The following is a 13,083-nucleotide window of genomic DNA, read 5'->3' on the forward strand; positions in this document are numbered from 1 at the left end:
GAATATAGGCAAACAACATCAATGATACTCAAGGTAGTTAATTTTTGCTCACGTATTTTAGCGGGTTTCAGCAATTGGGAACCAAGAAAAAATGTCCTCTTGGGTGTTCTTAGCCAAGGGTTCATCCACCAAAGGCGGTTTGCTTTGTTTGTGTTCGGGTAAAATCAACGGCTGGCAATAATCTGGGTGGCATCTGTAGAGGTAGTAAATGTTGTCAGCAATGATGGTATTAACCACCAACAGCTTGTAGGCAGGGTGTGTGAAAAATCTGCATCCTCTGCAACATTGGCTGTCTGCTGAGAGGGTGTAGCGCCTGGTGAGCGGCAAGGCGCTTGCGGAACTTCAGAATAGATCTTTTATATTCCTGGACTTCAATTAGCTGTCAAGTTAATCTTCTAAAACAGGTACTGATGGACAAAAGCCAATACTCCCAGCAATTTCTACATAATTGTCTGAAAAAGTCTAAGTAATGGCTTTTGCTACTCATAACTTTGGTAGTTGTAAAGTAATTCCCACAACAGTTAACGTACATTTATCCCTAAGGTAATTTAAAGTGACTTCCCGTGCAGATGAAATTCAAAAACTGATCGCAGACATTGACAATTTACTCGCCAGCAGTGGCAAGCGCCTGTCTAGACTGCTGTCTGGTCAGGCGCAGGAGCCAAGAGAGGTGTTACAACAAATTCGTGGCTTTCTTGTCAGGTTAGTTGAAAATGAGGTTTCAGAGGGCAGCATCCAAAGTCAACCTTCTGGACAGCCACTATCTCCTTTGTTGGCGCGATTTGTCGAGCAAGGTAATAACCAGTATTCTCAACCCAACCAAGAGCAAAGTGTTGTTGGGGCGGAACAATTAAACAGTGAATTTTCTGCATTGTTCCAGCCTTTGCAAGCGGAATTATCAGGGTTGTTGCAAGAGCGAGCCACTCTAATCCAGGAAATTAGGCAATTAGAGCAAAGGCGGCTGCAAAACTACTCTTTAACGCAGCAGTTGGCAAACCAAGAGCAAATGATTTCCGAATTTTTACAAGTGCTCATGAGTCGCCTGGTGCCAAGTTTAACACCGCATTTGACACAGGATTTAGCAATTTCCCCCAGTTCGGAAACACCAAGTCAGAATCCGGATGTAGAATCAGCTTTCTCGACGATTCAACCTTTTCTAGAATCGCCGGATCTGGTGGAGCGGTTAGCCGGAGTGGCGAGGGAGTTGGATCTACGCTTGCGATCGCTAGATGGAACTGTGAATGTTGTCTTTGACGCCTTACAGGGCAACATTAATACCTATCACCAGTCCTTATCGCAAGCGCTGGCAAGAATGCACAGTCAGGGTGTGCAAGGCGAACAGTTGATGGCGAGCTTTTTTAACAATCTGACCCAGTATTTGCAGCTACAATCTCCTGATCTCCAGCCATCGTTACCAGGGGGAGGTCAGGAAATACTACCACTACCGTCCTTGGTTGACTCTGTACAGGTACAGCCAGCGAATAGCAGTGCTGAGGTTGTGCCCCTTCAGGAAGAATTGATCCAACTAGAGGATGTATCTTCAATTGCTATTCCTCCGGTAACAGAGGATCTGGATGCAGTGCTGTTGCAGCTTGGTGCTGATCAGCCTCCAGCTTCAGACAATGCTGCGGTTGCGACTCCAACTGAATTAGCGTCAGTGAGTTCCGAGTTAATTGGTGATGAGGTAGACCAACTTTACGCCAGTTTGTTTGGTAATAATGATTCTACTAATCCCAGCCTTGAGGTGGTCACGAATGAGTTATCTCCTCTGGAAGTAGCCACTCTATCGGCATTAATTAGCGCCAACAATACAGCTTTACCCCCAACGCATCCAGAGCCACCAGAGGATGGTGCTGTGGCACTGCCGAATCCTGAGTCCACAGATTTATCCAAAACGCATCCAGAGCCACCAGAGAATGCTGCTCTAGCACTACCAGATCCTTGGCTTAATGAAACAGATGTAAATCTTTTGGATTTAGGCAATGATCCCCCATTAGAAATCTCAGAGGCTGAGGCACAACCGACAGACTCATCGTCAGAGCCATGGTCAACTTTCTTTTTTACAGAAGATACACAGCCCCAGGCATCCGGTAGCCCTACGGACAGTTTACCCGTGGAACTCGATTCTCAGCCAGCTAGTATTGATACAATTACATTCCTGACCGACTTATTAGTTGATGTCGGCAGTGATCAGCAACGGCTGGAAGTATCGAACTCTGTCAATCATCCAGCAACAGAGACATCAGCACCATTGATTCACAGTGAGGAGCCGGAGCGTCCGTTAGATAACTATATTCCCGCTTCGCCACAGGAAAATTTGCTTTCCCTAGAGCAAACCCAATTGCCAACTATCTCTAATATTTTTCTGGATGAAGAGCAGTTGCAACAATTGGATCGCGACTTGGCTAACTTTGATCAGCAGCTAAATTCCTTCTTAGAGCCGACAACTAACTCGGACAGTTTCCAGGATTTAGAGAGTGAGCGCCTCTATGGGTTCGATGGCGCTGACTCTAGTAGCGAATGGACTAGTAGGCAACAAGTAGAGAATATCTCAACAGATGCTTTTTCCGGTCTGGAGATTCCTCAGCAGTCAGCCGATTTAGACTTCAGCCCGAAAATTGAAAAAAAAAAGGAAGTCATAGTTCCTGTAAGCGAAAACACTTGGCAAGACATTTCTAACTCGCTGAATAATTCTGAAGTTGCACCGAATGTTCTGGGTGCAGTTTGGTATTTAGGAATTGATTTGGGGACAACGGGGATTTCTGCGGCACTGATGAATCGCTCTAGTTGTGTTGTTTATCCGATCTACTGGTCGGCTGAAAACCAACCAGGAGTAACTTCCTTCCAGCAATCTTTTCGGTTACCAGCAGAGGTTTATTTGCCTACGGCTTCTGTACCTCACGCGGAGATGGAGAGCATAGAAGCTATAGATTCGACTTCCCCTGCGGCTGTGGCTCAGGATAAGATACCTGAGAACAAAGCTATGTCGGCACCAGACCTGACGAATAATCTCTACTCAGCACAGTTGAAGCCCTATTTACAAGTGGCCATCCCCTACAAGAGCACACAGCAAAAATGGGAACCTGTGTTGCAATTAAATGATTTTTCTGCGGGGCCTTTGATTTGGGTTGTGCGATCGCTCTCTAAACTGCTTTTAACTCTCAAGTCCGATCAAATTAGTACCACTCCGGCTTTAATTGCTGCTGCTATTGGTATAGACACAGCAACTTTTTCAACTATTATCAATCAGATTACTGGTGTCATCTGCACTTGCCCCTCCAGCTGGTCGGAACAATATCGCTTCAATGTCCGGGAAGCTGTACTGACTAGCAAACTTGTCTCTCATCCCCAGCAAGTATTTTTTATTGAGGAAGCGATCGCTAGTCTACTCCCAGAACTTGATAGTGCGAATGCTCAAATAGTTCAATTGAGTGACCATCAGGGTTTACGTTTGGCAAAAACCAGCAATCATCCTCTCCTTGGTAACACCCTAACAATCAACATTGGGGCGACTGCCACCGAAATGGCCTTGGTAGATTTGCCAGAAAACCTAGGGCAATTAGCACACAATGACTTTATGCTCCACGGTTTTGCCTATGCTGGCAAGGGAATTGAGCAGGACATTATCTGCCAGCTGCTGTTGCCACCAAAATCTCGGCAATCACGTCTAGAAACACAGGCTGACAGCCAAAGTACTACTAGTAACCCTTGGCAATGGCAACCAGCCATTCCCGGTTTAGACGAAATGCATTGGCATAGTTTGGGGTTGGAAGCGTTGGAACTACCGCGAGTCGGGGAACCAGATCCGATCACTCGCATTCGCCTCCAGCAGCGTCTGGAAAGTTCACTACTGGGACAAGCAGTGTTAGATGCGTCCCTGGCCCTGAAGCTGATATTGCAACACCAAGACTCTTTTACCCTAGAATTAGCTGACCAGCGGTGGATATTGCAACGCCGCGACTTGGAAAGTCAAGTGTTTGTCCCCTTTGTCCGCCGCCTCAACCGAGAACTCAACAAGTTATTGGTAGCTCGCGGCATACCCACAGAAGCAATTAATCAAGCAATTTTGACTGGTGGGGTGGCTTCTATCGGCACGGTGAACCGTTGGTTAAGGCAAAAACTCCCTAACGCCAAGATTATTCAAGATTCATATCTTGGCGACAACGGCGCTCCTATTTGTAGCCGGGTGGCTTATGGTCTGGCTATGCTACCTCTGCATCCCCAGGTTTTAGAAGTGCCTCGGCAACAGTACAGTGATTATTTCTTGTTCACCGAATTGCTCCGGCTTTTACCCGAACGACCTTTATCTTTTAGTGAAGTTCTCCAGTTATTTGAGGGTCGTGGCATCAATACCCGGACTTGTCAGCAACGGTTGCTGGCTTTTTTAGAAGGTGAACTACCACCAGGTTTAGTACCTTCAACCCTAGAATCTACTTGGCTGACTCAAAACTCCCAAGAAAATTCTGACTACAAGGCGATCGCGATCGCACCACTGTTTGAAAAGCAAGGAAGTCTCACTTATCGTCCCAATTCCCAGCAACTGCTGACTCTGCGTCACTATCTAGATGCTATCAAAGCTAGTACTCAGCAATCTCTAGAAGAACCATACACAGTTAATTTCGTCCTAGAAGCAGATCATTAGGATTGATGCTTTAGAACAGCCTTCTTCCCGGCATATACAAGGCACAACGCGCTCACCTGTACGTTGAAATACGGACTATTTGCAAGTGGGCGCGTATTTATAACATTAATTTTACAAGTTTGCAGAAAAAGACACTGGAAATTTAAAATACCTACCATAATTAAAAGATTGTGTAAATTTCTGGTGTTTGGCTTTTGATAAAGTTAAAAAAATGTCTATATTATTACTCAGTAGAACCCAGTAGAAACGACAAAATAAGTAAAAAAATACAAAAAAATATGTTCACATCTACTTTGACTACTGATGCTAAAGGTCTTGTCGTGGATAATGTGGCTCTTCTGAATCATCTGCACGCAGTTAATTTATCACAACAGCCGTTACACCCCTCAACTGCCAGCGCGACAAAACGACTAATAGACATTATCGGTGCCATCGTGGGACTGGTAATAGCCGCTGTGGTAACAGTCCCTGTGGCAATAGCTACGATCATTCATGATCCAGGCCCGATATTTTATTCCCAAATTCGCTGCGGTTTAAACGGAAAATGTTTCCGCATTTGGAAGTTCCGTTCTATGGTCGTTGGTGCCGAAAAACTCAAGCATCTAGTAAAAAACCAGGCTCAAGGTCACATCTTTAAATGCACTGACGATCCTCGCATTACCCCTGTGGGTAAATTCTTGCGGCGCACTAGCTTGGATGAACTTCCTCAATTTTGGAACGTCTTGATGGGGGAAATGAGCTTAGTTGGCACCCGTCCACCCACTTCTGATGAAGTCATGCACTATGAACCACACCACTGGGAAAGATTGCGAGTCAAACCAGGTATGACCGGAGAATGGCAGGCTAATGGCCGTTCCAGCATCAAAGATTTTGAAACCATCGTCAGTATGGATATCAATTATCAGCACAAGTGGTCTATAGTTTATGACCTGAGTCTAATTATTAAAACTATTCGGGTAGTCTTGAAAAAAAGTGGCGCTTGTTAATCTGTTGCTCTCGCCCTGATTTAAAACGATAAAGTTGTTTAGATTCTAATTTTTTTAACCCTTGACTCCACTACCACTATCCGTCGGTACAATATAGCGTTGTAAAACAAGAAATAATAACAATACTGGTGCAATAGAAATTAGTGAGCCAGCCGCTACTAACCGCCAATCAAGAGAAAACGTACCCGCTAACTTTGCCACTCCCAAAGGTAAGGTATATAAATTTTCATCTTGGATGACAATTAAGGGCCACAAGAAGTCACTCCAAGCGCCGATAAATACAAAAATAGCTAGAGTAACTAACGCTGGGCGAATTGCGGGTAACATCACATACCACCATAAGTCTAACTCAGAACTGCCATCCATCCTGGCAGCTTCTTCTATCTCTTTAGGGACGCTCATAAAAGCTTGTCGCAACAGAAAAATCCCAAAAGCAGAAGCTAAACTGGGAAAAATCATGCCTAAATAACTATTTCTCAAACCTATCTGCACTGTCAAAATATACAGGGGTATCATCACGATTTGGAAGGGAATCATAATCGTGGAAACGATCGCAATAAAAATCCAGTCTCGCCCCACAAATGATAGTCTGGCCAAGGGGTAAGCAGCTAAAGCGCAAAACAGCAGATTTAAACCCACTGTCAGTACTGCCACCAAAGTACTGTTATATATATACTGTCCAAAAGGTAGAGATTGCCAAACAGTAGCGAAATTCTCCAGCGTCGGTAGGCTGGGTAATAACTGCGGTGGTGACTGAAAGATGTTCTCTGTCGGCGATTTCAAGGCTGTACTAATCAGCCACAGCAGCGGAAACAGGGTAACGAGTGCGATCGCTCCTAGTATTCCATAAATTAATAAAGTTTGCAGACGTGATTTTTGTAAGTTCATTTCAGCTTAGGCTTTCTGCTCAAATTATCGAAAATATCTATAAACCTCTCTCCGGTGTAATATTCTCATAAAAATCACCACATCCCCAGAGACAGCGATACCAATTCTGTAGTCTCCAACTCTAATGCGATAATAATCACCATCAGCTTTAAGTTTTTTAACATTATTAATTTCTCCTAGACTGACAGCATTTTCCACTTCTTCAATTACTGATTTAATCTTTTGCAGTAAGCAAGAATTAACCGCAGATGGAAGAGAATGGACGCAGATGAACGCAGATAAATTTGTACCTCATTGGACTAGGAAACGCTATAAGGCTTTCTGAGTTTTCTAAATATTTATTACAGCCCCCTTTTCTAGGCTACGATTAACTATCGTCTCTAGAGGAACTTCAGCAAAATAGTTTCGCTGAAATTGTTCTTCGCGGACGGCGGCTAAAAATTGGTTAACAGCAGCATCAGCAAGGGTTTCTGAGGCGTTGTCAGCATTCCAGTTGATTTGCAAAGAACGGTCTTGTCGTTGGACTGTAAACCCTAAATATTTTAAAGCTTTAAATCCTAAATGTAAGGTTTGGTCAGTGATACCCAGTTTATCTAAAAGTTGTCTGCGGGTAACTGGTTGATTTGTGCGACTGAGATATTTGGCAACTCCTACCAAAGTGAGCCAAATTTGGCTGGGTGGTGGGTTTTGAGGTTTTGACCAAGCGATCGCTAATTGTTGTTGATTATAAAGCGACTTTCGCCACCATGCACGTAAATCATCCCAGTTAGTCGGACAATCTTCGATAACCAGTACTGAGTCCTGCTTGCTGTATTCCTGTTTGGGAATATTCCGCCAATCTAGTATCTGTGGTGAATTTTGATTGCTGGGTGCTGAGTTAACACTAGGACGCACAGCAATTAATCTGATTTCATAGCGTTGTTTCGAGATGTGGCTGTTGTAGTCTAGTTCAGCTATGCAATCACACCTACCTGGGGGTAATTCTTCTTTATAGTGTCCCCACCAAATCCCCGGAAAAGGACTTTTGCTGGAATCATCCCGAATGTCAAACTCGGCTTTAATATACTGTACTTTTTTCTTTTGCCAATCTTGTTGATTGCGATGCCAAGAATTTTCAAACCAGCAATTTTGAATCAGCAGTTTCGGGGCGGGATTTCCCATTCCACAGGGTTCTAAAATTTTGAGTTCTAAAAATAACTCTTTTCCTAACTCTGCAACAGTTACCGCCAAGTCTGCTTGCACTGTTGGCGTCAGGTTAGCACCGCCTAAAGATTGGCGCAACCTTTGATTAATCGCCGCCGTAAATAAAGGAATATTCTCTGTCAACAAACTCAACCCAGCAGCAAAGGGATGTCCCCCGAAACGATGTAACAAATGTGCTTGGTCTTTCACCAATTGGTATAAATCAACAGAATTAATCGAACGGGCAGAACCACGGGCTAGATTGAGTGCTGAGGCAGTTTCCGAGTCAGAGGGTGAGTTTTCTGTACTCAATAAAATCGTTGGGCGGCCTGTTTCTTGGGCTATTTGTCCAGCGACTAAGCCCAAAACGCCAACGGGCCATTGGGCATCTGCTAAGACAATGACGCTGGTGGTTGATAAGTCTAACTGAGTGAGTTTTTGCGCTACTTGCGCTTGTACATCTTTTTGTAAAGACTTGCGGCGGGTGTTGGCTAATTCTGTAACTTCCGCCAGTTCATTGCAACGTTTAGCATCTTGGCTAGTCAGCAATTCTACGCAAAAGCTGGCATCGCCTTGGATGCGACTAACGGCATTAATGCGTGGCCCTAAGCCGAAAGAAATATCTGTGGGGCGATCGCCACTTTTCTGGCACAATTCCAATAATCGTCCTATCCCCGGACGTCTTCGCGCTGCTGGTGGTTGTCTAAAATCAGCTTGCAGTTGTTGAATTCCCACTTGCGCCAAGTAGCGACAATCTCCTTTTAGCTGCACCAAGTCGGCAATTAACCCCACCGCCACTAAATCTAATAAATCAGTTAACGGATGTTGCGGCACATCAGGCAGAGTTTGATGTAGCGCTTCGACTAATTTATACGCCACAGCCACCCCAGAAAGATGAAACAGCGGATGTTCGTTAGGCAAATAACGGGGGTTGATAATTGCTGTAACTGGTGGGCGTTCTGAGGGTAAGGTGTGGTGGTCAGTAACAATAACATCTATACCTAACTGTTTGGCATAGTTAATTTCACTAATATTTGTGCTACCTGTGTCACAAGTAACAATTAATGTAAAACCTTGTTTTGCTAAATTATCAATCCCCTGTTCATTCAGTCCGTGGGACTCTGTGAGGCGATTGGGGATGTAGTAAATTAATTGCGTATTTTGCCCAAAAAATTCTCCCAATCCATCCCAAAGCACAGATGTGGCGGTGATGCCGTCGGCGTCGAAGTCTCCCCAAATGGCAATTTTATCGCCAGTTGCCCGCGCCTGTTGCAAACGTTTTACTGCCAAATCCATTTCTTGCCCAAACTCAAAGGGACTCACTGGTTGATAGGATTTGTAGTTGACAAAAGCTGTTAGTTGTGATTCATCTTTTATTCCCCGTTGCCAAAGTAATTGTGCGGCATAAAGTCCACCTGCTGGGGGTGCATACTGTTTCACCGCTTGGATAAACCACTCTGGTGGTTGTTCTGTTGCTGCAAGAGTCCACTGCTGTAGTTGTTCAGCCATATAAGAAATAATAGCCCAATCAGTTGCTAGAACTTCACCCCCACTCCGTTAACTCATAGCATTCCCCACAGCTTTTTTAGCAAATATTGAACACCTGGTTATTCAACAACTAGTAGGGATTAACGTTGCTCCTAACTTAGTAGGTAAGAGGGTTTGATTGTTTCTAAGTTGACTCTGGCAAATATTAGAAAATAGGCTGCAATGGATACTTAGTGGTAGAAAGATAGGGTTTTTTAAGTAATTAGACGGAATTAGTATTACGAGACTTTTCCTAAATAAATTATTCCTTGGTAGAAAATTTAACATTAATTAATTTTTAATACCCTCATTGGTCTTGACCCAAGACAAATTGAGGTTTTTAGCCAGTCTAAAATCTCCAATCCTGTTATTCGATCAATTTGAAACAGCAAAGCGCACTATGGCATACGAAAGAATACACAAATCCTCGTCTTGGAAACCTGACACCCCGGCAAAAACAGAACCCTCTCGGTTTGCTCCTCGGAGCTTCAAAGTTAAACCACAGCAGGAGTCAGGAACTTCTTCTTCGCATCAGAACAATGAGATGGACGCAAGGGTGCAGGATAAAAATACGGCATCTGGACTAGAGATGAAGGAGAAATTAGGCAGCATAACGCCAGAGGAAAAAGAGCATCTGGGCGTATTGCGGGCGAAGATAGATGACTTCGCAGCCAAGAAAAGGGAAGAGATATCCAGCTATAGAAACCCTTTAGACAATCCATCCTTCTTTACTCCACGTCCTCAGGCTGCTACTCCCAGAGTGCAGATGAAGCTCACTCTTAGGAATCAGGAAGATAAGAATGAAAAAGAAGCCGATAGAGTGGCAGCGGATGTAGTGTATGATTCTGCTCCGCAGAGTCAAAGTATTCAGAGACAGGAAACACCTTTAGAAGAAAAGAGTGATTCTCACAACAACCAAAATGCTGAACCTCAAAGCTGGATTGCCCCCGCTTATGTAGCGATTAAAGATGGACGTTTCCAAGATGCACTCAAAGCCTATGAAGAGGGAGTGAAACTAAATCTAAAGATTACCCCAACTGTTAAACGGGATAAACTCAACATTTTAGAAAGTGATGAGCAAACCCCATCACCATTAGAGAAAGAAACAGAAGAAAAAACTCCGCTGCCATCAGAAAATAAAACAGAAATTGCCCAAAGTAACCCAGGTGTGTTTTCTAATCTACCCCCTTGGGCTAAACGTGACGATCCAAATGATGAAGCACAGCGGCAAAAAGCAATTCAGATTATTAGTGATAAGGCTAAATGGATTTATCAGGTATCTAAACAATATAATGTAACTCCTGATGCGATCGCCGGAGCAATTTTATGGGAAGGAATTGAAAATCCTTACCCTCGATGGAGAGTAATTCGACCTGATATTCCTGGTAAGATTCATAGCACAGCTAGAACCCTCAACCCCTTTGACAGATCTGAAGCTGAAAAAGTAGAAGAAGAGGGACGAGTTCCTCCATTAATTAGCAAAAATCCATCTCAATTTGAAATTCACAATTTGAATACATTAGGTGCCGCTGGCCTTCGAGAAGCAAGATTAAGAAACTCAGAATGGGCAATTATGTATATTGGGGCTATTCTAGATCGTGCAGCAGACATTTATGAAGCAGCTGCAAAACGTTTTGCAAAGCAAGACGTAACTTTTGATATACCCCCAAGACCTATTTACAATGTGAGAGATCAAGCAGGTATTTTAGGGGCTTTATATCAAGGGGGAAATCCTGACAAGCGAGCTGAAGGTTTTGAAAATCGACGCACAGATGCTTTTCAGGATGGTGGACTTATAGAACAACAAACAGTGGTTCCTATAATGGACAAAACCGAAAAAATGGGGCCTTGGATTAGTCAGTACAGATGGTGGATTCAGGATTTGTTAGAAAAAAATGGATGTCCAAGACAAGGATTTGCTCCAGAAGAACAAATAGGCCCCCAACGTCCCTTAAATGTACCAATTCCTAGCCCATTTTATCCAAAAGATAGTTGATGTATCAAGTTCGTAATTATGGCAATATCCCAAAGCAATTACTACTCATTTGCCTGGTACCACTAAGTTTGTTTTCAGCTTGTGGTAGCAGTCCAGTAATTTCTGCTAATTGTTCAGAGCCAAACCAAGTCGCAAATCAAGTTCAAAGTTCAACATCAGAATCAGAATATTTGTTAATCATTCAACAAAATGGTAAGTTGGGTTTTATAAACAAAACAGGGAGAATTGTGATCAAGCCACAATTTTACTCCCTTAAGCCATTTTCAGAAAACCGTGCAGCTTTTGGGGGTAAAAATGGCAAATGGGGTTTTATTGACAGGACTGGGAAGGTTTTAGTTTTACCTAGATTTGAGAATGTCGATCAATTTCATGCACAGCGGGCACCTGTTAAGCTGGGTGGCAAGTGGGGCTTTATTGACCTTAATGGCAACATTGTAGTTCAGCCCCAATTTACCCAAGTTTCTCGTTTTATCGAGGAACGAGCAGCAGTTAAGCTAGGTGGCAAGTGGGGCTTCATTGACCTTAATGGCAACATTGTAGTTCAACCCCAGTTTAACCGAGTTTCCCGTTTTATAGAGGGACGAGCATCTGTACAAATAGGGTATCTTTGGGGTTTAATTGACAGTGAGGGAAAGTTTATTATCCAACCAAAATTTATCGGATATACAGATTTTTCTGAAGGATTAGCAGGATTTCAAAGTGCTGATAATAGTGGTTTTATTGACCGTAATGGCAAAGTAGTCATCGAGCTAAAGGATATCAATTTAGACGTTGAGAGCTTGGGATTTAGGAATGGACTAGCACCTGTATGGGTAAGAAGTCCTGGTATTTGGAAACTAATTGATGGCATTGTTGACGATACAGGAAGAGGCAGAAAATTTTGGGGTTTTATTGACCGTACAGGTAGAACTGTTATTCCAACTAAATACGACTATGTATTAAATTTTAAAGACTGTTTAGCAGCAGTGAATAAGGGTGATAAGTGGGGATATATTAATACCTCAGGTCAAATGGTGATAGAACCACAATTTAAGGAACCACTTGATTTTCATGAAGGTTTAGCTGCATTACTAATTGACAAAAAGTATAGCTATATTGACATAAATGGTCAACTAATAATTGCACCTCAATTTACTGATACTTCAATCTTTTCTGAAGGATTGGCATCTGTGCAGATAAAAAAAGGTGGTAAGTGGGGTTTTATTGATCGCACAGGGAAAATGGTGATAGAACCACAGTTTGATCGAACTGGGATTTTTTCTTCGGGAATAGCACAGGTATGGATTGGTAATAAGTATGGTTATATTGACAAAACCGGAAAGTATATATGGAATCCGACTAACTGATTAACTGTTGCCTCAATTTATTTATTAATCAATGAAAGCACAAATATTAATGCTTGGCTCCTTTTTGACCTATACGTTGGTCGATTCTTGGGAACTGGCAGATTTCAGGCTTTTCTCCTAAATGCGGGAGCCAAGTTAAGAATACGGCGCTTGCCAATTACACTCTGGGAGGAAAAAATCGTAGACCAAGTACATATAGAGGTAGTGGTAGCTAGTCAACTGACAATTAACGGTGAGCCAGCCGAAGCTTGGTTTAGTACAAATCCAATGAGTGATTTACAGGCAGATGTCATCGCAGATCAAAGCAAGAGGCTAGCTTCAAGAAGCACAGGAAACTTTAAAGAACTTCCAGTCTCAGTAGTTGAGAAAGAACGCTTTAACGTAGAAGTTATTTTGTTCGGTGATGGTAAAAACTGAAACCAGCCACCAAATTTGATGGGTGTCATGTAAGTTTATATCTGGCATCAAATCTAGAGAGGTTAAAGAAAATTGTAGAGATGTTGAATGCAACGTCTC

The 13,083-nt window shown here is 43.0% G+C and carries 9 protein-coding genes; 5 read left to right on the plus strand and 4 right to left on the minus strand.

The genetic code is table 11. From position 1 onward, the window contains the following. Positions 1-57: 57 nt before the first annotated feature. Positions 58-237 carry a hypothetical protein gene (locus CYLST_RS34635; RefSeq protein ID WP_157162604.1) on the minus strand — a complete coding sequence of 60 codons (180 nt, stop codon included), beginning with the start codon at positions 235-237 and terminating at the stop codon, positions 58-60. A gap of 316 nt (positions 238-553) precedes the next feature. On the opposite strand from CYLST_RS34635, the gene CYLST_RS17440 reads away from it, so the two are divergent. Beyond that, positions 554-4,642, plus strand: coding sequence for a hypothetical protein (locus CYLST_RS17440; RefSeq protein WP_015209039.1), 4,089 nt, complete (start codon positions 554-556; stop codon positions 4,640-4,642). Between the two features lie 278 nt (positions 4,643-4,920). After that, positions 4,921-5,628 carry a sugar transferase gene (locus CYLST_RS17445; RefSeq protein ID WP_015209040.1) on the plus strand — a complete coding sequence of 236 codons (708 nt, stop codon included), beginning with the start codon at positions 4,921-4,923 and terminating at the stop codon, positions 5,626-5,628. 54 nt (positions 5,629-5,682) lie between these two features. Here CYLST_RS17445 and CYLST_RS17450 read toward each other — a convergent pair whose 3' ends face one another. The 3 genes from CYLST_RS17450 to recJ form a co-directional block, all read right to left on the minus strand. After that, a complete protein-coding gene (locus CYLST_RS17450) occupies positions 5,683-6,516 on the minus strand; it encodes a carbohydrate ABC transporter permease (RefSeq protein WP_015209041.1) in 834 nt (277 codons plus the stop codon). Between the two features lie 24 nt (positions 6,517-6,540). After that, positions 6,541-6,714 (minus strand): type II toxin-antitoxin system RelE family toxin, encoded by a 174-nt coding sequence (locus CYLST_RS17455; RefSeq protein WP_245587395.1) that lies wholly within the window; start codon positions 6,712-6,714, stop codon positions 6,541-6,543. Positions 6,715-6,846: 132 nt separating this feature from the next. Continuing rightward, complete coding sequence (gene recJ, locus CYLST_RS17460) at positions 6,847-9,207, minus strand: single-stranded-DNA-specific exonuclease RecJ (protein ID WP_015209043.1); 2,361 nt, start codon at positions 9,205-9,207, stop codon at positions 6,847-6,849. A 418-nt stretch (positions 9,208-9,625) separates the two neighbouring features. Here recJ and CYLST_RS17465 point away from each other — a divergent pair, with 418 nt between their 5' ends. From CYLST_RS17465 to CYLST_RS17475, 3 genes are all read left to right on the plus strand, one after another. Continuing rightward, the gene (locus CYLST_RS17465; RefSeq protein ID WP_015209044.1) at positions 9,626-11,221 is read left to right on the plus strand and encodes a hypothetical protein; all 1,596 of its coding nucleotides are present in this window, start codon (positions 9,626-9,628) and stop codon (positions 11,219-11,221) included. After that, positions 11,221-12,567 carry a WG repeat-containing protein gene (locus tag CYLST_RS17470; protein WP_015209045.1) on the plus strand — a complete coding sequence of 449 codons (1,347 nt, stop codon included), beginning with the start codon at positions 11,221-11,223 and terminating at the stop codon, positions 12,565-12,567. Before CYLST_RS17465 ends, CYLST_RS17470 begins: the two co-directional genes overlap by 1 nt. 150 nt (positions 12,568-12,717) lie before the next feature. After that, on the plus strand, positions 12,718-12,984 hold the full coding sequence (locus tag CYLST_RS17475; RefSeq protein ID WP_245587396.1) for a hypothetical protein: 267 nt from the start codon (positions 12,718-12,720) through the stop codon (positions 12,982-12,984). Positions 12,985-13,083: the final 99 nt, after the last annotated feature.

This window comes from Cylindrospermum stagnale PCC 7417 (genome assembly GCF_000317535.1).
Lineage (GTDB): Bacteria > Cyanobacteriota > Cyanobacteriia > Cyanobacteriales > Nostocaceae > Cylindrospermum > Cylindrospermum stagnale.

Bases quoted from the DNA above. Each gene is read 5' to 3' on its own strand.
- CYLST_RS17450 (WP_015209041.1), bottom strand. From the start codon at position 6,516: ATGAACTTACAAAAATCACGTCTGCAAACTTTATTAATTTATGGAATA.
- recJ (WP_015209043.1), bottom strand. From the start codon at position 9,207: ATGGCTGAACAACTACAGCAGTGGACTCTTGCAGCAACAGAACAACCA.
- CYLST_RS17465 (WP_015209044.1), top strand. From the start codon at position 9,626: ATGGCATACGAAAGAATACACAAATCCTCGTCTTGGAAACCTGACACC.
- CYLST_RS17445 (WP_015209040.1), top strand. From the start codon at position 4,921: ATGTTCACATCTACTTTGACTACTGATGCTAAAGGTCTTGTCGTGGAT.
- CYLST_RS17470 (WP_015209045.1), top strand. From the start codon at position 11,221: ATGTATCAAGTTCGTAATTATGGCAATATCCCAAAGCAATTACTACTC.